21 protein-coding genes and 3 pseudogenes are annotated in these 19,435 nt (G+C 69.9%); 8 read left to right on the top strand and 16 right to left on the bottom strand.

Annotation, left to right across the window (positions count from 1 at the left end):
* Nucleotides 1-46: 46 nt before the first annotated feature.
* On the bottom strand, nucleotides 47-805 hold the full coding sequence (locus ABT063_RS25745) for a response regulator (protein WP_351060717.1): 759 nt from the start codon (nucleotides 803-805) through the stop codon (nucleotides 47-49).
* Nucleotides 806-981: 176 nt separating this feature from the next.
* On the opposite strand from ABT063_RS25745, the gene ABT063_RS25740 reads away from it, so the two are divergent.
* Complete coding sequence (locus tag ABT063_RS25740) at nucleotides 982-2,226, top strand: DUF418 domain-containing protein (protein ID WP_351060715.1); 1,245 nt, start codon at nucleotides 982-984, stop codon at nucleotides 2,224-2,226.
* 4 nt (nucleotides 2,227-2,230) lie between these two features.
* Here ABT063_RS25740 and ABT063_RS25735 read toward each other — a convergent pair whose 3' ends face one another.
* A complete protein-coding gene (locus tag ABT063_RS25735) occupies nucleotides 2,231-2,884 on the bottom strand; it encodes a TetR/AcrR family transcriptional regulator (RefSeq protein ID WP_351060713.1) in 654 nt (217 codons plus the stop codon).
* Between the two features lie 119 nt (nucleotides 2,885-3,003).
* Here ABT063_RS25735 and ABT063_RS25730 point away from each other — a divergent pair, with 119 nt between their 5' ends.
* Both ABT063_RS25730 and ABT063_RS25725 read left to right on the top strand, forming a co-directional pair.
* Nucleotides 3,004-3,171 carry a hypothetical protein gene (locus tag ABT063_RS25730; RefSeq protein WP_351060711.1) on the top strand — a complete coding sequence of 56 codons (168 nt, stop codon included), beginning with the start codon at nucleotides 3,004-3,006 and terminating at the stop codon, nucleotides 3,169-3,171.
* A 5-nt stretch (nucleotides 3,172-3,176) separates the two neighbouring features.
* A complete protein-coding gene (locus ABT063_RS25725) occupies nucleotides 3,177-3,740 on the top strand; it encodes a hypothetical protein (RefSeq protein ID WP_351060708.1) in 564 nt (187 codons plus the stop codon).
* 29 nt (nucleotides 3,741-3,769) lie between these two features.
* On the opposite strand, the gene ABT063_RS25720 is transcribed toward ABT063_RS25725, so the two are convergent.
* From ABT063_RS25720 to ABT063_RS25705, 4 genes are all read right to left on the bottom strand, one after another.
* Nucleotides 3,770-4,627 carry a F510_1955 family glycosylhydrolase gene (locus ABT063_RS25720; RefSeq protein WP_351060706.1) on the bottom strand — a complete coding sequence of 286 codons (858 nt, stop codon included), beginning with the start codon at nucleotides 4,625-4,627 and terminating at the stop codon, nucleotides 3,770-3,772.
* Nucleotides 4,628-4,658: 31 nt separating this feature from the next.
* A complete protein-coding gene (locus ABT063_RS25715) occupies nucleotides 4,659-5,684 on the bottom strand; it encodes a C40 family peptidase (protein WP_351060703.1) in 1,026 nt (341 codons plus the stop codon).
* 190 nt (nucleotides 5,685-5,874) lie between these two features.
* Nucleotides 5,875-6,786, bottom strand: a complete 912-nt coding sequence (locus tag ABT063_RS25710; RefSeq protein WP_351060700.1) for a M56 family metallopeptidase — start codon at nucleotides 6,784-6,786, stop codon at nucleotides 5,875-5,877.
* Complete coding sequence (locus tag ABT063_RS25705) at nucleotides 6,783-7,151, bottom strand: BlaI/MecI/CopY family transcriptional regulator (RefSeq protein WP_351060698.1); 369 nt, start codon at nucleotides 7,149-7,151, stop codon at nucleotides 6,783-6,785. The genes ABT063_RS25710 and ABT063_RS25705 overlap by 4 nt, the downstream gene beginning before the upstream one ends.
* Nucleotides 7,152-7,342: 191 nt before the next feature.
* On the opposite strand from ABT063_RS25705, the gene ABT063_RS25700 reads away from it, so the two are divergent.
* The 4 genes and pseudogenes from ABT063_RS25700 (at nucleotide 7,343) to ABT063_RS25685 (ending at nucleotide 9,434) form a co-directional block, all read left to right on the top strand.
* Entirely contained in the window at nucleotides 7,343-7,756 is a 414-nt protein-coding gene (locus ABT063_RS25700; protein WP_351060695.1) for a DUF6153 family protein, read from the top strand.
* 88 nt (nucleotides 7,757-7,844) lie between these two features.
* A complete protein-coding gene (locus ABT063_RS25695; protein WP_351060692.1) occupies nucleotides 7,845-8,489 on the top strand; it encodes a DUF305 domain-containing protein in 645 nt (214 codons plus the stop codon).
* A gap of 64 nt (nucleotides 8,490-8,553) precedes the next feature.
* Nucleotides 8,554-8,787 (top strand): annotated as a pseudogene (locus ABT063_RS25690) (SDR family NAD(P)-dependent oxidoreductase); the annotation flags it as partial.
* 179 nt (nucleotides 8,788-8,966) lie between these two features.
* Nucleotides 8,967-9,434: a MarR family winged helix-turn-helix transcriptional regulator gene (locus tag ABT063_RS25685; RefSeq protein WP_351060689.1), complete on the top strand. Its 468-nt coding sequence runs from the start codon at nucleotides 8,967-8,969 to the stop codon at nucleotides 9,432-9,434.
* Nucleotides 9,435-9,665: 231 nt separating this feature from the next.
* On the opposite strand, the pseudogene ABT063_RS25680 reads toward ABT063_RS25685, so the two are convergent.
* The 5 genes and pseudogenes from ABT063_RS25680 to ABT063_RS25660 form a co-directional block, all read right to left on the bottom strand.
* Nucleotides 9,666-9,938: pseudogene (locus tag ABT063_RS25680) on the bottom strand (carboxymuconolactone decarboxylase family protein); the annotation flags it as partial.
* Nucleotides 9,939-10,063: 125 nt separating this feature from the next.
* Nucleotides 10,064-10,186, bottom strand: a complete 123-nt coding sequence (locus ABT063_RS25675) for a hypothetical protein (protein ID WP_351060686.1) — start codon at nucleotides 10,184-10,186, stop codon at nucleotides 10,064-10,066.
* A 9-nt stretch (nucleotides 10,187-10,195) separates the two neighbouring features.
* On the bottom strand, nucleotides 10,196-12,304 hold the full coding sequence (locus ABT063_RS25670; RefSeq protein WP_351060683.1) for an MMPL family transporter: 2,109 nt from the start codon (nucleotides 12,302-12,304) through the stop codon (nucleotides 10,196-10,198).
* Between the two features lie 183 nt (nucleotides 12,305-12,487).
* Complete coding sequence (locus tag ABT063_RS25665) at nucleotides 12,488-12,802, bottom strand: hypothetical protein (RefSeq protein WP_351060680.1); 315 nt, start codon at nucleotides 12,800-12,802, stop codon at nucleotides 12,488-12,490.
* Nucleotides 12,799-13,161 carry an ArsR/SmtB family transcription factor gene (locus tag ABT063_RS25660; RefSeq protein ID WP_351060678.1) on the bottom strand — a complete coding sequence of 121 codons (363 nt, stop codon included), beginning with the start codon at nucleotides 13,159-13,161 and terminating at the stop codon, nucleotides 12,799-12,801. Before ABT063_RS25660 ends, ABT063_RS25665 begins: the two co-directional genes overlap by 4 nt.
* Nucleotides 13,162-13,540: 379 nt before the next feature.
* Here ABT063_RS25660 and ABT063_RS25655 point away from each other — a divergent pair, with 379 nt between their 5' ends.
* Complete coding sequence (locus ABT063_RS25655) at nucleotides 13,541-14,446, top strand: Sco1979 family transcriptional regulator (protein ID WP_502990885.1); 906 nt, start codon at nucleotides 13,541-13,543, stop codon at nucleotides 14,444-14,446.
* 30 nt (nucleotides 14,447-14,476) lie between these two features.
* Here the strand turns inward: ABT063_RS25655 and ABT063_RS25650 are convergent, their stop codons facing one another.
* From ABT063_RS25650 to ABT063_RS25630, 5 genes and pseudogenes are all read right to left on the bottom strand, one after another.
* Nucleotides 14,477-15,292, bottom strand: coding sequence for an SAM-dependent methyltransferase (locus tag ABT063_RS25650; protein WP_351060675.1), 816 nt, complete (start codon nucleotides 15,290-15,292; stop codon nucleotides 14,477-14,479).
* Between the two features lie 176 nt (nucleotides 15,293-15,468).
* A pseudogene (locus tag ABT063_RS25645) lies at nucleotides 15,469-16,694 on the bottom strand (cytochrome P450); the annotation flags it as partial.
* Nucleotides 16,695-16,772: 78 nt separating this feature from the next.
* The gene (locus ABT063_RS25640) at nucleotides 16,773-17,564 is read right to left on the bottom strand and encodes an ABC transporter permease (protein ID WP_351060672.1); all 792 of its coding nucleotides are present in this window, start codon (nucleotides 17,562-17,564) and stop codon (nucleotides 16,773-16,775) included.
* Entirely contained in the window at nucleotides 17,561-18,538 is a 978-nt protein-coding gene (locus ABT063_RS25635) for an ATP-binding cassette domain-containing protein (RefSeq protein ID WP_351060669.1), read from the bottom strand. Before ABT063_RS25635 ends, ABT063_RS25640 begins: the two co-directional genes overlap by 4 nt.
* A 29-nt stretch (nucleotides 18,539-18,567) precedes the next feature.
* Nucleotides 18,568-19,404, bottom strand: coding sequence for a DUF4097 family beta strand repeat-containing protein (locus tag ABT063_RS25630; protein ID WP_351060666.1), 837 nt, complete (start codon nucleotides 19,402-19,404; stop codon nucleotides 18,568-18,570).
* Nucleotides 19,405-19,435: the final 31 nt, after the last annotated feature.

Raw genomic sequence — 19,435 nt, 5'->3', positions numbered from 1 at the left:
CGGCGGGCCCCGTACAGCCGCGGCGGTGATCCGCGTCCGCATCAGGTCAAGGCGCACCCTGCACCGGTAGCTCCAGGCAGAGTTCGTAGCCGCCGTCGGCCGAGGGGCCGGAGGTGACGGTGCCGCCGAGGAGTTCAGCCCGCTGGCGCAGACCGACGAGGCCGTGGTGGGCGCCGGGCAGAGGGAGAGCCGGCCGGGTCGGGGCCGTGTTGGCGATGGTGGCGCGGACGGTGCCGTCCTCGTGGTGGACGCGGATGACGGCGGTGGCGCCGGGGGCGTGTTTGCGCACGTTGGTCAGTGCTTCCTGGACGGTGCGGTACACGGCGCGCTGGACGGCCGGCGGGAGGTCGTCGGCCGGCTCCGTGCACAGCTCGGCCTCGATGCCGCTGGTGTCGACCAGCCGCTGGAGGTCGGCCAGGGACGGCTGGGGAGTCAGCTCTGTGGGGCGGCTTCCGGAGGTGCGGACCAGTACCGGCAGTTGCGCGGGATCGGTGTCCTTGAGCAGGAAGCCGGCGGCCCCCGAGCGCAGTGCGGCCGCCACGTACTGGTCCATGTCGAACGTCGTGAGCATGGCCACCACGGGCGGGACGGCCAGTCGACGCAGTGCGGCCAGGACGGTGAGCCCGTCCACGTCCGGCATCCGGATGTCCAGCAGTACGACGTCAGGACGTAACTCCCGCGCGCTGTGGACCGCCTGGCCGCCGGAGACAGCCGCCACGACCTCGATTCCGTCCGCGATGTCGAGAATGTACTGGAAGCCCGTACGGATCAGGGCCTCGTCGTCGACCACCAGTACACGAATCACCTGCGCTCCCCTCGCCATGGGGCCGCCATCGGATTTCTACGACGGCGGAGTCCGCCCGACGGTTCCGTAGTGCGGGCTCTCGCCATGCGACGGGGTCGGCTCCGGCCGGTCGGCCGGGGCAGCTCCGGCCACCTGCCGGATGGGCCGACGCCTGCGTCCTCCAGACCCTGAAGCACATGACACAAGACGCGCCATCGGCCTCATCGCCCATGTCCCCGGCGCCCGCCCTGACGAAGGGCCGCCCTCTCACCATCTCCCGTCCGCCGTCGACGGGACGGCTCATCGGCATCGACCTGGCCCGCGGACTCGCCGTCCTCGGCATGTACGCCGCCCATGTCGGCCCGGAACCTTCGATGGGCGGGCCGCTGGGCTTCGTTCTGGAACTGGCCCGGGGTCGCTCCTCCGCGCTCTTCGCGCTGCTCGCCGGTTTCTCGCTGGTGCTCATCACCGGCAGGCCGCAACCGCGGACCGGTCGCGCGGGGCGTCGGGCGGTGGGCCGGATCCTCATCCGTTCCGTGCTCCTGATCGCTCTGGGCTTCGCCCTGACCGCCCTGGACACGGACATCGACGTGATCCTCGCCTTCTACGGGCTCACCTTCCTCGCCGTCCTGCCGATGTACCGGCTGCGGGCCGCAACGCTCGCGGTCATCGCCGTGGCGGGCGCGCTGATCACGCCCCAGGTGCTCTACGCAGTCCGCCGGTCGATCGACGGCGGAGACTGGGCCGACGCCGTCATCGGCTGGGACCCGCTGGCCCGGATCAGCGACACCGACGGTCTCGTCGAGCTGATGATCACCGGGGAGTACCCGGTGCTCACCTGGATGCCGTTCATGATCGCGGGCATGGCGGTGGCCCGGCTCGACCTCAAGCGGAGCAGGACCCGCGCCCGACTTGCCCTGACCGGAGCCGGGCTCGCCGTGCTCGGCTACGGCGCCTCATGGCTGGCCCTTCGTCTCGTCCCGAACGCGCGCGTCACCATCGCCGCCGCCACGGACGGAGATTCGGCCGGCTCGGCCTGGTGGTCCGACACGGTCGGCCACCTCACCGACCACACGCCCGCCGTCTGGCTGGCGGTGGGCGCGCCACACAGCCAGACGACCTTCTCCATCATCGGCAACACCGGCGTCGCGCTCGTCGTCGTGGCCGCGTGCGTCGCCGCCACGCGCCGGCGGCCACGCTTCACGCGCGCGGTCACCCCCGTCAGCGCCGTCGGCATGGTCCCGCTGACCGCCTACGTACTGCACATCCTCGCCATCCGCGTCTTCGGCACGCAGGAGGAGATCGTCCCGGCGCTCGTCGCACTGTTCGGTTTCATCGCGACCGCCATGGTGCTGGCGACCCTCTGGACACGACACTTCCGCCGTGGCCCTCTCGAGTACCTGCTCCACGCCGCTACCCGAACCGCCCGGCACATCGAATGAGGTCTCAGTGAGCGCGGTGCCGGGCCCGATGGCTGTCGTGTCGGTGCTCACTCGCGCTCGGGTTCCCGTCGGCCGACGCGACGTGCGCACCGCGCAGCCCGGACAGCGTGACCGTGACGAGCCGGTCGGCCGCCTCTTCCGAGGGCAGGGCGGCCGCGGCTGTGAGGGCGTGGAGACAGTACGTCGCAAGCTCGTCGGGCGTGACATCGCCGCGGAAGTCACCGCTCTGCACGCCTTCGGCCAGCAAGTCCCGGACCATGCCGTGGAGTTGCCGCTGCGCTCGCACCACCCGCTCGTCGCGGTGAAGGAACGCCGCCAGCTCGGTGCCGTGGTGCCCGCGCGACGCGCGTGAGATGTGGGCGAACGCCTTCAGGACCGCCTCGAGTTGCTCGCCGGCTCCGTCGGCCTCGTCCCTGACCTCGGCCAGGAGTCTCAGATGCTCGGTGATCTGGCGGTCGTGCCAGACGAGCAGGATCGCCTCGACGTCCGGGAAGTACTTGTACAACGTGGCCCGCCCGATGCCGGCCTGCTCGGCGATCTGCGACATCGTCACCGACCGTACGCCGTGCTCGGCGACCAGCTCGGCGGCGGTGTCCAGGATCGCGTCCCGCACAGCGCGGCGGTGCGCCTCGATCGTCTCGTTCCACAGCTTCGGCACCAGGTAAGTGTACGCGGTGACGGTACCGGAACAGCATGGTTGACATCGTAGACACAGTGTCTCGTAAAATGCCGACACAGTGACCCGCATGGCATCCGAGCACGACAAAGGACACGCACATGGCTGACTCGCCCTCTCACCCCACCCCGTCCGGCGGCGAGCCCGATGCACTGGCCCATCCCGGGGCGCCGCGCTGGGCGAAGACGCTCGGGATCGCGGCCGGAGCCGCGCTGCTCGTGGCGCTCGTGCTCATGCACACGCTCGGCGGCGGCATGGGCGGCCACTGATCGCCATGACCATGTCCCCCCGCCTCCGCAGGCTCACGCTCACCGCGCACGTCACCGCCTCGGTCGGCTGGCTCGGTGCGGTCGCCGTCTTCCTCGTCCTCGCCATCGTGGGTCTGGTCAGCGAGGACGCCCAGGCGGTACGCGGCGCCTACCTCGCGATGGAGCTGACGGGCTGGTACGTCCTGGTCCCGCTGAGCATCGCTTCACTGTTCACGGGGCTCGCCCAGTCCCTGGGGAGCGTGTGGGGCCTGTTCCGTCACTACTGGGTTCTGTTCAAGCTGCTGATCAACGTCGTCGCCACCGTCCTGCTGCTCGTGCATATGCAGGTGGTCGGCCGTGTCGCCGACGCCGCGGCCGAGGCGGACCTGTCCGGCGCCGATCACTTCGGCATGAGGGTCCAACTGCTCGCCGATGCCGCGGCAGCCCTGGTCGTGCTGGTGGTCGCGGTGGTGCTGTCGGTGTTCAAGCCGCGAGGTCTGACTCGCCATGGGTGGCGCAGGCAGCAGGAGTCGCGAGGGCGCGGGCCCGCGGTGCGGGGTGATCAGCCGACGGGGCTGACGGCCCACTGAGGCCGTCGACGGTGTCCAGGGCCACGGATTCAGGCGGCGAGCGGCGCGAGCTCGACGAACGTCCTCCCACCGTCGCGGGACTCGTACACGCCGTTCTGCGTGGCGGCCAGGATGTGGTCGGCGGTTACGGCGGTGAGCGCCTGAGGCTGTCCGCCGGGCACGGTCGCGAGCGGTTTCCATGTCTGGCCGCCGTCCTCGCTACGGCTCATCCGTCCCGACACGTCGATGGCGAACAGGGACTCCTCCGCGGGCCAGGAGACAAACGCCCGCACCGGGTCGGCGGCTTCGCCGAAGGTGCGCCCGCCGTCGGTGCTGGCTACGACTCCCTCGGCCGTGGTGGCCAGCAGTTTGTCCCCTGCCGGGCTCACTGCCAGGTCGAGCGCCTCCAGCGAGGCCCGGTCCTCCCAGGTCTGGAGGTCGCTGCTGATCCGGATCCGTCCGCCCGCGTATCCGTAGACCGTTCCCCTGGCCGAGTCCAGGGAGTGGAAGTCGGCGTCCCCCTCCAGCGACCGGGCCGACCACGTCCGGCCCGCGTCCTTGCTCTCGATCAGGCCGAGATTGCCCGGACGCCCGCTTCCCTCCGCGCCGTGCCCGCTGGCGATGAAAGTGCCCTCGCCGGTCACGGTGAAGCCCATGAAGTCGTCCTTGCGGTCTCCGACGAGATTCGGCTGCTTTCCCGCTGCCACCGTGTACAGGCCGTCGTGGGTCGCGACGTACACGCGGCCGTCGGCCGAGCCGACGCCCAGGCCATGTACGTGAGACAGCGCCTGGCCCTCAGGTGCTCCGCCCGTGTCGGTCGACCCGTCGCCGCAGGCGGCGAGGAGCAGGACGGCGAGCGTGATGCTCGCGGTGGTGCGGAGCGTGCGGGCAGCCGGGCGTGCGGTCACGGAGATTCCTCGGGCGGTACGGGAGGGGGAGTCAGGGCCGGGACGCGGCGAAGAAGGGCATGGAGTCCAGCGGGACGATCTCGATGTTCTTGCCGGTGCGCGGCGCGTGGATGGCCTTGCCGTTGCCGACGTACATGCCGTTGTGCTGGTTGTCGTTGTACCAGTAGATGATGTCGCCGGGCTGCAGGTCCGACCTGGCCACCTTGCGGCCGGCGTCGTACTGCTGCTTGACGGTACGTGGCAGCGAGACACCCGCGGCGCGCCAGGAGGCGCCCGTGAGCCCCGAGCAGTCGAAGGAGTTGGGGCCGGTCGACCCCCACTCGTAGGGCTTGCCGAGCTGCGCGTACGCGAAGTCGAGCGCGGCCTTGGCGCGGCCGCTGGCCGGACCGTTGTAGGTGGCGGGGGAGTCGCTGGCGCCCGCCGCGGCGTCGTCGCGTTCCTGGGCGGCCTCCATTCTGGCGCGCTGCTGGGCGGTGAGGCTGTTCAGGAGCTTTCGGGCCCTGGCGAGCTTGCCCTGGACCTCGTCCTTCTTCTCTTCGGCCTCGGCGCGGGTCTCCTCCAAGGCCTTCAGGCGCTTCTGGGCGGCCTCGCGCTCCTGGGTGAGTTCGCGCTGCTTGGCCTGCATCGCCCGCAGGGCCTCGGCCTGCCGGTTGCTCGTACGGTCGAGCATCTCGGCCTGGTCCAGGTAGTGGTCCGGGTCGCCGGACAGGAAAAGCTCCACGCTCGGGTCGATGCCGCCACCGCGGTACTGCGCGGCCGCCAACGGGCCTATCCTCTCCCGCAGCTCGTTGACCTCCTGCTGCTTGCGGGCCAGCCGGTCCCGCGCGCTGTCCGCCTCGCCCCGCAGCTTCTTCTGCTTCTCCCGGACGGCGTTGTACTCCTCGGTGGGGGCCTCGGCCTCCTCGTAGAGCTTCTCGATCTGCTTGCGCACCTCGTCCACCGTGGGCTTGGGGGCCGCCTGGCTCTGCGTCGGCAGGAGGCTGACGGCGCCGGCGGCCATGCCGAGCGTGGCGATCCGGGCGCGGCTGGGCGGCTTCGGCCGGCGGTGCGTTCCCATGCGCGGGCGACTCCTCTGTGGGTCTGCGGACGAAGCGGCTGAGACGGGACTCCGCCGGCGGGCACCGGCGACTCGTGGTGTCGACCGGAAGCAGGCGCTTTAGAACTTAGTAGGTTAGTAGTTCGCATCGCAAGCGTGCTCGAGTCGCAGGGGCCCCACCAGAAACGGGTCGGCTGATACGGGACGGCGGTCAGCCGAGGACAGGCGGGCAGGCGAGGAGCAGTGGCAGCAGCGGAACGGCCACGGCCGAGGCGGCCACGAACCCCCAGAAGACAGGGTGAGGCGCCTGGCGAGGGCCGAGAACCCGCTTCAGACGGATCACGACCGTGTGCCCACCGCCGGCGAACGCGCCCTTCGGCGTGCGCGCCGCCGCCATCTCGTACATCGCGGTAGCCAGTGCCTGGTCGGAGTGGCTGCGCAGCGCGCGGTCGTCCGCGATCATCTCCAGCAGCAGCGCTGTCTGCTCCCGGGCGTGGCGGGCCAGGGGGAGCCGACGGAAGACCGAGTGGAACGCCTCCACCGCGGCCAGGGCCAGATGGTGGCGGCCCGCGATGTGGGCGTGCTCGTGCTCCAGTACGGCGGCGAGCTGCTCGGATGTCAGCTCGCGCACGGCCGCGTCGCTGACCACGACCCTGGGGTGGCGGCCGGGCAGGCAGTAGGCGGCGGGAACGTCGTACGGCAGGACGGTGGCGCTCAGCCGGGCGGAGTGGCGGCCCACCAGATCCACCGCCTCCCGGTGCCGTGCCCGCGCGCGACGGGCTCGTACGACGTGGAAGAGGAAACTCGAGGCCAGAGCGCCCCCGACCGTGACCGGCAGGGCGACGGCGAGCCGAGCCGCGGCCTCGGGGACGGAGCCGCTCGCGTCGATGTCCAGTCCGCACGAGTGCAGCAGACCCAGCAGCCCTGTGTGCAGGTGCCTGGTCGGCATCGCGAGGTTGTACACGGTGAGCGCCGCCCCGATCGAGAAGGAGACCGCCAAGGCGTGCCAGACGCCGGCGGCCAGGGCAGGTGCCCGGTGCGGCCAGCGGGCGCGCAGGATCAGGTACGGGGCGATGACGCCCACCACCGCCGTGTAGCCGGCCAGGACGAGGGCCGCGTTCACGCCTTCGCCTGTCGTCCCACGGTTCGCAGGGCCTTGCGCAGGGCGGCCACCTCTTCCTCGGACATGTTCTCGACGAAGTGGACCAGCGCGGCCGGACGGTCCTTGCTCTCTCCCAAGCCGTCCTCCATGAGTGCGGCGGCGTAAGCCTCCCGGCTGCGCACCGGCGCGTAGAGCCAGGCGCGGCCTTGCTTGCTCCGCAGCAACCAGCCCTTGGTGTAGAGAATGTTGGTGACGGTCATCACCGTGGTGTAGGCGACGGAGCGGGTTTCGTTGAGGTCGTCGACGACCTCGCGCACCGTCGCCGGACGGTTCCACGTCCAGAGGCGGTCCATGATCTCCGCCTCCAGATCCCCCAGCCGTCGCATGGTCCTGACTCCCTTTCACCACCGGATGCGCAAGCGAATACGCAGGGCCATAGTAGATGGATGGCCCGTCAGGACTCGTTGGCCTCCCTGGACTCCTTGGCTGCGATACCCTCGGTGGGTATCGCACCTCCTGTCCACTCCGGTGTCACCCGGGATGCAAGGCACCCATGATCCATGCTTACGATGAGGCCGTGACCCGCCTCGGACAGCCCACAGGACCGCAACGCACGTTGCGGTCCTGTGGGTTGCTCGTGTGTGCCCTGCTGCTGGGCCTGCTCGGCATGCACGGCATCGGGCCGGTTCCCGAGACGCATGACGATGCCGGGCACGGCCGGACGGTGGCGACCGCGCACACCGATGCCGTGATGTCGATGCCGGGCGGGTGCGAGCACGGCGAGGGCGGTTGTTCGGGTCACGTGGCTCATGCGGATCCGACGTGCGCCTCCGCGTCCGTTTCCGGGACCCCCGCGGTGGTGCCGGTGCTGCTGCCCGACGTGGTGGCCTGCGCCGAGCCGGCACAGGTGCGGACGCCTCCGAGCGGCAGTGGTCCTGACGGCGGTCGCGCTCCGCCCTCACTCTCCGAACTCCAGCTCCTGCGGATATAGAGCGGCCCGCACGCCGTCGCAGGCCCACGCGGTTGCGGCGCCGTGCCTCGGCACGCCTTTCACCGGATCCGAACGCAGGAGCTCAACCATGACTGCACATCGCAGGCTCATCCGTCGTGCCGCCCTCGCCGCCACCGCCGGCGCGGCCGCCCTCGTACTGGCCGCATGCGGCGGCGACAGCGAAGGCCACGACATGGGGTCGATGAACTCCGACTCCGCAGGCCCGTCCGCGTCCGCCTCGGCGGAGGCCGGCGACCACAACGGCGCCGACATCTCCTTCGCCAAGGAGATGATCCAGCACCACCGCCAGGCCGTCACCATGGCTGACCTGGCCGACGGCCGCGCCTCCTCGCAGGAGGTCAAGGACCTCGCCGCGAAGATCAAGGGAGCGCAGGACCCCGAGATCAAGACGATGTCCGGCTGGCTCACCTCGTGGGGCGAGGAAGTCCCCGAGGACATGTCCGACATGGGCCACGGGGGGCACGACATGTCGTCCTCCATGCCCGGCATGATGAGCGGCGAGGACATGGACAAGCTGGACAAGGCTTCCGGCGCCGACTTCGACAAGATGTTCCTCGAGATGATGGTCGACCATCACGAAGGCGCCGTGGAGATGGCCAAGACCGAGAAGGCCGACGGCAAGTACGGTCCCGCCGCCAAGCTCGCGGACGACGTCATCACGGCACAGACCGCTGAGATCGAGCAGATGAACAAGATGCTCGGCAAGAGCTGACGCACCGCCGGAACGGTGTGGCCGGCGCGACGTTGTCGGCCGCACCGTTGTCCGGGCCGCAGGACCGGCCATCATGGCGCCGGCGGCCGATTCGGGAGACGCGGAGGCTGTCCGGGCCTCCGTCACGAGCACCGTGAAGGCCTTGGGCCGTCTGGACATCCTGGTGAACAACGCCGCGGGCGGCCCCATGGGGTCGATCGAGGAACTCGCCGTCGACGACTTCGACCAGTCCGTCGCGGTGAACGTGCGCTCGACGTGGGTGGCCGCTCAGGAAGCCCTGCGGCGCTCGCCGGGCTGATGACCGGGGCTGGTCCCGGTGGGCCTGTACGCGTTTTTGGAGGAGCTCAACATCGACGGCGGCCACACCGTCTGAGGCCGGCAACAGACAAGGCCCGGGGCGCCGCCCTGGCCTTCGTCGTACGCCAGCTCACCACGAGACAAGCTCGATGAAGTATCAACTATGTTTACACTTCCCTCATGGAAGAGACGGTGCGGTGGTTGACGCCGGAAGAGCAGCATGCGTGGCGGACCTTTGTGCGGTTGCACGAGAAGCTGGGGGGCCGGTTGTCGCGCCTCTTGCAGACGGAGTCGAACATGTCGGCTGCGGACTTCGCGGTCTTGGTCAATCTGACGGACGTGCCGGAAGGGCGGCAGCGGTTTCTCGATCTTGCCCGGGCGTTGGAGTGGGAGAAGAGCCGGATGTCCCACCACGTCGCCCGCATGGCGAAGCGCGGGCTGGTGGTGCGGGACGAGTGTGCCGAGGACGGGCGCGGCGCGTTCGTGGTGATCACGGAGGCGGGGCGTGCGGCGATCGAGGCCGCTGCCCCGCTTCATGTGGAGGCGGTGCGCGCCCTGTTCCTCGACCACGTCACGCCGGGGGAACTGCGAACGCTGGCCCAGATCTCCGAACGGGTGGTGGGCAAGTTGGATGAGGACGCGTCCTGATCCCATGGAACCGTGGCGCGGTGGCGCATGGTTGGGTTGTCCGGCGCGCAGTTCGAGCGAGGCTGTACCGAAGCTGCCGCGGGAGCGACCGGTATCGGCCCGGCAGGGCTCACATGGCCGGTCCGGGCGTCACAGTGGTAGCTCCTGTGCCGGACTGGCTCCCGGTCGGTTCGCTTCCTGGAGCGCCTCCTGGTCGCCGGAGGCGGTCGTCCCGTGCGGAGGGGCATTTCGCGGTGCGGGCACGGGATGCCCGCTCATGACCGACACCCGGTTGAACGCGTTGATGGTGATGGCCACCCAGATCGCGGCGGAGATCTGGTCCTCGGTGAGGACCTGTCGGGCCGTCTCGTAGGCGGCCGTCTGCGTGTCGGGGCGCGTCATGTCGGTCGTCGCCTCGGCCGGCGCGAGTGCCGCGCGCTCCGGGAGGGAGAACATCTCGGTGTCCCTCCAGGCAGCCAGTACTCCCAGTCTCAAGGGTGACTCGCCCGCGCGCAGGGCCGCCTGGTACCGGGCGGGGTCACCGACTGCCCCGGAGTCAGCGCGCAGCCGCCGCCCGGACCCGCACGAGGCCGAGGTGGCGGTACCGGCCGTCCAGGCCGACCGTCACCGTTCCCGCGCCTGCTCGGTCTTCAGTGGACCGGGGTCCACGAGGCCGGTGCGTACGAGGCGGGGGCGTGCTCGGCAAGCCAGCCCGTCAGGACCTGCCAGGCCGTGGTGACCCGCTCCGCCTCATCACTGCGTCGAACGGGCATTCGCTCACGCTAACCTCGATGCTGGGCCGGAGCGGGTGAGGTGGCAGGCGGGCCTGCCTGCGCGTCCGGCTCATGGCGAGCAAGGTGGTGGAAGAGCCTGCCCGGCCACCAGAACCAGCGGCCCAGGTCGAGGGCGAGGGCCGGGACCAGGACCGTACGGACGAGGAAGGTGTCCAGCAGGACGCCGATGCCGACGAGGACGCCCATCTGGGCCATGGTCACCAGCGGCAGTCCGGCGAAGACGGCGAAGGTCGCGGCGAGGACGACGCCCGCGGAGGTGATGACGCCTCCGGTGCTGGTCAGGCCCTCCAGGACACCGCGCGTGAGACCGAGGGGTCCGGCTTCCTCCTTCACGCGGTGCATGAGGAAGATGTTGTAGTCGATGCCGAGGGCGACCAGGAAGACGAAGCCCATGAGGGGGATCGACCAGTCGACGCCCGCGAAGCCCAGGACGTGTTCGAAGACCAGGTTGGAGGCGCCCAGCGCCCCGAAGTACGACAGCACGACGGTCGCCAGGAGCAGCAGCGGGGCGACAAGGGCTCGTAGCAGCCCGATCAGAACCGCCAGGACGACCAGGAGCACGATCGGGATGACTGTCGTCAGGTCGCGGTCGGCTGCGCGCTGGGTGTCGAGGCTCTCGGCGGTGGTGCCGCCGACGAGGGCGTCCATCGGGTGCACGGCTTCGCGGAGGCCGTCGATCGTGTCCTTGGCCGCCCGGCTGTCGGGAGTGTCCTTCAACACCACGGAGAGCGTGGTGAGTTCACCGTCCGGGGTACGGTCGCCGCCGTCCTCGACGCGGGCGACTCCGTCCACGGCGGAGGCGGCCGCGCGGACCGTGGCGGCCTTGTCGGTGCTGGTGATGACCTTCGCGGGGTCGGACGCCCCGGACGGATAGTGCGCCGAGATCCTCTCCTGGGCGACGACCGACTCGGGCTTGTCCTGGAACATCTCGGCCTGCGTCAGCCCCATGGAGATACCGGCCGCGCTGAGGGCGAGGGCGCCGGTGACGGCGACGGACATCATCCACGACCAGCGGGGGCGCAGGGCGACGGCGGCTCCGATGCGGGACCAGACGGTGCGCGGCTTGCGCGCGGGTGTGCCGTACCTCGGTACCAGGGGCCAGAACACCCAGCGGCCCGTGATGACGAGCAGCGCCGGCAGCGCGGTGATCATCGCGAGGAAGGCGCAGACGACGCCGACCGCGCCGACCAGACCCAGCGACCGGGAGGAGTTGATGTCGGCGAAGGCCAGGCAGGCCAGGCCGACGGCGATGGTGGCGGCTGAGGCGAGGATCGCCGGGCCGGAGCGGCGCAGTGCGATCCGCATGGCCTCGTGCCGGTCGGGGTGGCGGTGAAGTTCCTCGCGGTAGCGGGCGATGAGCAGCAGGGCGTAGTCGGTGCCGACGCCGAAGACGAGCACCATGAGTACGCCCGCGCTCTGCGGGTCCACCGGCAGCCCGGCGTGCTTGGCCAGCAGGTAGGTGCAGACCTGGGTGAGTACGGCGGCGAAGCCGACGCAGAGCAGGGGCAGCAGCCACAGGATCGGGCTGCGGTAGGTGATCAGCAGCAGGACGGCCACGACCAGGCCGGTGGCGAGCAGCAGGGTCGAGTCGAGGCTGTCGAAGACCGCCACCGAGTCGGTGAGGGATGCGGCGGGACCGCCGACCTCGATGTCCACGCCGGGCGGGGCGTTGGCGCCTGCGATCTCGCGCAGTTCGTCGACCTTGTCGGTGATCTCGTCCTCGCTGTCCAGCGGAACGACGGTCATCAGGGCCTTGCCGTCCTCGGACGGGATGGGCCGTGAGACCTCCTCGCCTGCGGGGGCGAAGCGCTCGAAGGCGGTCCGGTCGGCGGCCGCCTTCGCGTCCGCGCCGTCGCCGGTGTAGACGACGACGGCGGGCATGACCGTGTCCGTACGGAACTTCTCCAGCTCCGTGTTGACCCGCGCGGACTCGGCGCCGCGCGGCAGGAAGGCGTTGGCACTGGAGTCCTCGACGTCGCCGAGCTTGCCGGCCAGCGGGCCGAGCGCGACGGCCACGATCAGCCAGGCCGCCAGGACGAGCCACTTGCCGCGTCGCCCGCCGGGCGCGCGGGCGACACGCTGCAGCAGCGCACGCATGAGTAATCTCCTTACGTAGGGAACGCGCCGCCGGTCGGTGACCGGCACAAGGGCGCACGGGACCCGCACCACGGCGCAGAGGGTGTGACGACCTGCCGTGGCGTAGGGGACGGGTGTGTCCGGGGTGTGTTCTTCCTTGGTACGGCCGGGAGTTGCCGCTCCCGGCCGTACGCGTACGGCCGGCTATTCGATCTCGCGCATCATCTTCTCCATCGACCCGACCGCGAGCCGGGTCTGCGTCAGCTCGTCGAGGGTCTGCCGCTGCTCCTCGACCGTGCGGCGCTGCAACTCCACGGTGTCCTCCAGGAGTTGTGCGTACTTCGCGGCGAGCTCCTTGTACTGCTCCTCACGCGCGGCCAGCATGCGGGCCCGCCAGGTGGCGGCGGCCTGCCAGACGATCACGATCAGCAGGGCGAAGAACCCGGCCGCGCCCACGGCGCCGACCAGAATCCCCCACTCGTCCTCTCCGGCGGCGAGCGTCACCAGTTGCTCATTCACTTCGCATCCTCTTTCGCGATCCGGTCGGTCCGGTCGGCGGTCTCGGTGATCGTCGCGGCCGCCCGCGCGATGACGTGGGGCGTCAACTCGTAGAAGAACGGAGCTACTTCGAAGTACTTCATCGTCTTGCCGTCCTCCGCGGTCTCGAGCGTGCCGACGACGAGTCCGGCCGCCTCCAGGCGCTGCAGGTGCATGTGCAGCAGCGGGCGGCCCATGCCGATCTCGCGAGCCAGCGCGCTGACGTAGTTGCGGCTCTCCATGAGTGCCGCGACGATCCGCATACGGTGCGGATTGCCCAGCGCGGAGAGCACCTTCAGCAACTCGTCGCCCGTCGGTGCCGGTGGCGGGACCTCGGGCATGAGGGCCCCTTTCCGTCGTACCTGTCAGAAAAGGCTGACAGGGCGTCGAGCACCTGTCAAAGATTTCTGACACATCTCAGGGAGGGACCAGGGATGGATGGGGGACGCCTCAGGGTCGGGTCGGGGGCGGCCCCGTACGCGCATCGTCGGCGACAAGTACGGTGGCGACTGGGTGCCGGAGAACGCTGCTGTGAACCGCGAGTCGGGCTCGTCGGCCACGCCTGGCACGCATCCTCCAGATATCGACTGGGCCGGTGACTCCACCCACAACCGGAGATCATTCCCACGACTCGGAGATCATGTACCGGACAGCCCCTAGGATGGCTTGCCGCAGCGCTTGTATGCGTGCAGAGTTGCGTTCACTGCAGGGAGAATGCCCATGAGCACCAAAGGGGCAGCAGGTACACCGTCCGACAGCGGGGTCTTGGACGGCCGGTCGGCCGGCCCCATGGTGGCGCGCTTGGTGCTGGGCGCCCGGCTGCGCAGACTGCGGGAGGAACAGCACATCTCCCGTGAGGCCGCCGGGCACGTCATCCGCGCCTCCCGGTCCAAGATCAGCCGACTGGAGGCCGGCCGCCACGGCTTCAAGCTGCGCGACGTGGCCGATCTGCTCACCCTCTACGGAGTCACGGACGAGGCCGAGCGCGCCACCTTGATGACGTTGGCCGACCAGGCCAACACCCCCGCCTGGTGGCAGTACTACACCGACGTGGTGCCCGCCTGGATGCAGGCCTACCTCGGGGCCGAACAGGCAGCGAGTCTCATCCGCTGCTTCGAGGTCCAACGTGTTCCCGGCTTGCTGCAGACCCCCGACTACGCGCGTGCCTCCATCCGGCTTGCCCACCCGGGCGCCTCCACCGAGGAGATCGACCGGCGCGTCATGTTGCGGATGACACGCCAGCGGATCCTGCACCGCCGCCCGGCGGCACAGCTCTGGGCCGTGATCGACGAGGCGGCGCTTCGTCGCCCGGTGGGCGGCATCAGCACGATGCGCGCCCAGCTCAGGCATCTCATCGAGATATGCCAACTCCCGCAGGTCACTGTCCAGATCATGCCGTTCCTCGCCGGCGGCCACGCCGCGGAAGGCGGTCCGGTCACCATCCTGCGCCTGCCCGGCGGTCAGTTGCCCGACATGGTCTACCTCGAACAGCTCGCCACTGCCCTCTATCCCGACAAGCCGGCCGAGATCGAGTGCTACTGGGACGTCATGAACCGCCTGGTGGTCGAAGCCGAATCACCGGACGAGACTCCGACGATCCTCCACCGCGTCCTCCAGGAAACCTGATCCGGGACGTGGGCCGGCAGCCGGCGGGTTTCAGCGCTTGAGGGCGACACCGCCGTACTGGTGCACCTCCGCGGGCAGGCCCCAGGCATCGGTGTCAGGACGCCAGCGCGAGCACGACGCCACGCCCGGTTCGAGCAGTTCCAGACCGTCGAAGAAGCCCGCGATCTGCTCAGGGCTGCGGAGGATGTACGGGATCGAGCCACCCTCGTTGTACTGCTCGATGGCCTTGACGTAGGACTCACTGGTGTTGGTGCTGTCGTACTGCACGAGGTAGCTGCCGGAGGGCAGGGCATCCACCAGCTGCCGCACGATCGAGCGCGCCTCGTCGTAGTCCTCGATGTGGCCCAGGATGCCCATCAGCATGAGAGCGACGGGCTGGTCGAAGTCCAGCGTCTTCCCGGCTTCCCGCACGATGGTGCTCGGCTCGCGCAGGTCGGCGTCGACATAGTTGGTGACGCCCTCCGGGGTGCTGGTGAGCAGCGCGCGGGCGTGGGCCAGCACCAACGGGTCGTTGTCGACGTAGACGATCCGGCATTCGGGGACCACCCGCTGGGCGATCTCGTGGGTGTTGTCCACGTTGGGCAGCCCGGTGCCTATGTCCAGGAACTGCCGGATGCCCTCCTCGGCGGCCAGATGACGAACGGCGCGGGCGAGGAAGTACCGGGCGGCTCGGGCTCCGGTCTCGATACCGGGGAAGATCTCGCGGAACGCGTCACCGGCGACACGGTCGACTTCGTAGTTGTCCTTCCCTCCCAACCAGTAGTTCCAGATCCGGGCCGACTGCGGCACGGAGGTGTCGATCTTGGACAGGGCCTCCTGCTCGGAGTTCTCTGCCTCATCAGTCATGGACGCTCCTGTGTGTGCGTAGGGAGAACCACAAAACGTCGAACACCAGTCGTGGACGCCCACGTTATTCCCACCGGCTCGACTCATGTGAATCACCGGCCCCAACCTGCCCTTGTTTGGCCGCCCGTTGGCTTGTTTGCCTCCTCCCGGTGCGATGTGCGGCGGCGCTCGGATTCCTTGTCCCAGGTGACCGGGAGCCGGTGCACGCCGTAGATGTTCATGGTGGTGCGCAGGGGCACGTCTTCCGGTGCCACGGCCAGACGCAGGGTGGGGAAGCGGGTCAGCGCCGGAAAGGCGACCGTCATCTCGACGCGGGCCAGCTGCTGGCCCAGGCACTGGTGGATGCCGTGCCCGAAACCCAGATGTCCCAAGGCACCGCGGCGCAGATCGAGGGTGTCGGGGTCGGGGAACTTCTCCGGGTCACGGTTGGCGGCGTCGAACGAGAGCGTGACCGACTCGCCCGCCCTGATCACCTGGCCGTCCAGCTCGACGTCCTCCAGGGCCGATTTCACGCTGGTGTGGGCGATGGTCAGATAGCGCATGAGCTCTTCGACGGCCTGCTCGGCGAGTTCGGGTTCGGCCCGTAGAGCGGCGGCCTGCTCGGGGTTGCTCAGCAGGGCGAAGGTGCCGTGGGCGAGCATGTTGGCGGTGGTGTCGAGGCCTGCGGCGAGCAAGAAGCCGCCCAGGCCGGTCAGTTCGTCGTCGTTGAGGTCGCTGTCCCGGGCCAGGTCGCCGAGCAGGCCGTCGCTGGGTTCGGCACGCTTGGCCGCGACCAGCCGGCCCATGTACTCCTCCAGCCCGACCATGGCGGCGTACCGCTCCTCGGGCGTCGCGTCCATGGTCATCAGCGTGACGGTGTGACGATGGAAGGTCTCGCGGTCGGCGTAGGGCACACCGAGGAGTTCGCAGATCATCAGCGCCGGGATGGGCTGGGCGAACGCCTGCACCAGGTCGACGCCGGGGCCCTGGGCTTCCATGGCGTCGAGGTGCTCGGCGGTGATCTGCTCGACGCGTTCGGTGAGCCGGCGCATCCGCCGGACGGTGAACTTGCCCATGAGCAGCCGCCGGTAGCGGGTGTGCTCGGGCGTGTCCATCCCGGTCATGTCGCCGACGGGGGCCGGCGGCAGCCCGTCCTCGGGCCCGCCCGGGAGCGGGTAGTGCATGAGTTCGTACCGCGAGCTGAAGCGGGGATCGGCGAGTATCGCCCGGACCACGGAGTGGCCGGTGGCCAGCCAGCCCACGTGCCCGTCGGGGTAGCGCATCCGGTCAGCGGCCGGCCCGCGCGTAACTCGGCCAGTCCGGCCGCCGGGTCGAAGGGGCAGCCCGCGGCACGCCGGGTGGGCAGGGTGACTGGTTCGTGCGGGGCGTTGCCGGGGGAGTCTGTCGACGGTTCGTACGGCAAGGTGTCCTCCCGTGGAGAGTGACGTGCGGTGGGCTGTGACGTGCCGGATGGGGCGAAGTGGCTTGTGAAGGTGGGCACTTACCGCTTGGCGGTACGGCCGAACGCGGACCGCGCCCAGAGGTGGCCGACCAGGGTGAGGCCGAGGCACCAGGCGAGCGCGACGTACCCGCTGCTGCCGATGCCGGTGCCCATGAGCAGGCCGCGCAGCGTCTCGATGATCGGCGTGAACGGCTGGTACTCGGCGAACCAGCGCAGCCCGGTCGGCATCGAGTCCGTCGGCACGACGGCACTGCCGAGGAACGGCAGGAGCGTCAGCGGCATGGGCGTGTTGCTCGCCGACTCCGGGGTCTTCGAAACCAGCCCGATCCCGGCCGCCAGCCAGGTCAGCGCCAGGGTGAGCAGGGTGAGGAGGCCGATCGCCGCGACCCACTCGACGGGTGTGGCGTCGGGACGGAAGCCGATGGCCAGGGCGACGCCGGTGACCAGCACGATGGCGACCATCGTCTGGACGAGGCTGCCGACGACATGGCCGGTCAGGAACGCGGCGCGGGAGATCGACATCGTACGGAACCGGTTGACGATGCCCTCGGTCATGTCGACGCACACGCCGACCGCGGTGGCGATCGCCCCCGAGGTCGCGGCCATGAGGATGATGCCGGGCGCGACGTAGTCGATGTACTCGCCACCCCCGTCCTGCGCGGGGCCGATTCCGGCGCCCAGGGCGCCGCCGAAGGCGTAGTTGAACAGCAGGAGCATCATCATCGGCATGGCGACGACCGATAAGGTCATGGAGGGATAGCGCAGCGCGTGCTTGAGGTTGCGCCGCAGCATGGTCATCGAGTCGCTGACGGCATAGGCGAGGGTGCTCATCGGGCGGTGTCCTTCGGCGAGTCGGGGCGGCCGGTGAGGGTCAGGAAGACGTCGTCCAGGTCGGGCGTGTGCACGGTGAGTGACTCCGCCCGCACCGCCGCGTCGTCCAGTACGTCGAGTACGGCCCGCAGAGTCGGGACGCTGCCGTCGCTGGGGATGCGCAGGCTGAGTGCCTCCGGGTCGCGCGCCGAGACGCCGAAGTGCCGTGCGGCGGAGTCGAGTTGGGCCTCGTCGGCGAACTGCAGCCGGATGTGGCCGCCGGGAATGAGCCTCTTGAGCTCGTCCGCGGTGCCCTCGGCGACCAGCCGTCCGTGGTCGAGCACGGCGATGCGGTCGGCGAGCTGGTCGGCCTCCTCCAGGTACTGCGTGGTCAGGAAGACGGTCACGCCGTCGTCGTCGACCAGACCCCGGATGATCTGCCACATCGTGCGGCGGCTGCGCGGGTCGAGGCCGGTGGTCGGCTCGTCGAGGAAGATGACGCGCGGATCGCCGACCAGGGTCATCGCCAGGTCGAGCTTGCGGCGCATACCGCCGGAGAAGGCGACGACGGGCTTGCGCGCGGACTCGGCCAGCTCCAAGCGTTCCAGCAGCGCGGTGGCCCGCCGCCTGCCCTCGCGCCGGGGCAGGTGCCCGAGGTCGGCCATGAGGAGCAGGTTCTCCTCGGCGGTGAGGAGGTTGTCCACCGCCGCGAACTGGCCGGTGACGCCGATCGCGGACCGTACGCCGTCGGGGTCGCGGACCAGATCGTGGCCCGCGATCTGCGCCTGGCCGTCGTCGGCGGGGACGAGCGTGGACAGGATCTCCACGGTGGTGGTCTTGCCGGCGCCGTTGGGGCCGAGCAGCGCGAAGACCGTTCCCTCCGGGATGCGCAGGTCGACGCCGTCCAGGACGACCTTGTCGCCGTACGTCTTGCGCAGGCCGATGGCGGAGATCGCCGGAGCGGTGGCGGTGAGTGTTGCGGTCGGTGAGTTCATGGCGGTGGCGCCTCTCTGGATACGGAGGGTCAGGAGCGGCGGATGACGATGTCGCCGACGCCTGTGCGGGCGCGGACCTCGACGGTCTCCTCGGAGCCGCCCGGGCCTTCGGCGGGTCCGAGGGAGTTGCGGACGCCGCCGATACGGGAGTTGACGTCGAGCCAGGCCGCGGTGGACTCGCGGATGCCGATCTCCACGTTGCCGGCGGCGGTGTCGAGCTGGATCTGGCCCCTGACCACTTCGCCGAGGCGGATGGCGCCGTTGGCGGACTTGGCGTCGACCGAGGCGTGCGCGACACCGACGGAGATGCGCCCATAGGCGGAGTTGACCTTCAGGTCGCCGGTGGTCTCGCCGATCGTGGTCTCGCCGTTGCCGTTCTTGACGGTAGCCGTGCCCGTGATCTCGCCGATGTCGATCCGGCCCGCCCCGTGGATCTCGGCGTTCCCGTTCGTGCGGTCGACGCGGATGTCGCCGTGGTCGGTGCGCAGGTTCACGGTCTCCGCCTCCTCCAGCCGGATGTCGCCGAGCGAGGTCTTGAGACGGCAGTCCCCGAGCGGTCCCGCACAGATGAAGTCCGCCATGGGGGAGGTGCCTTGGATCTGCGAGCCGGCGGGCAGCTCGACGGACACGTCGATCGAACCGCTCTTGCCGAACAGAGAGCGCTTCTTCGGGCCCTTGATCGTCAAGGTGCCCCCCGAGTACATGACCTTCGTCTGCTGCGCAGCCCGCACGTCGGTTTCGTCGGAACCGTCGCTCGGCAGCACCTCGACGACCGTGTCCCTGCGCTTGCTCGCGGTGATCCGGACGTCGCCGATGTCGAATTCGAGGGTCGCGGAGATGGGCTCAGGGGTTTCGTAAGAAGGCATGGCTGTCCCGTCCTCTTGGCTCTGATGGGTG

Origin of the sequence: Streptomyces sp. NPDC002838 (assembly GCF_040295365.1) — a bacterium.
In the GTDB taxonomy this organism is placed as follows: Bacteria; Actinomycetota; Actinomycetes; order Streptomycetales; family Streptomycetaceae; genus Streptomyces.
This window is presented reverse-complemented; position numbering and strand designations above follow the sequence as displayed.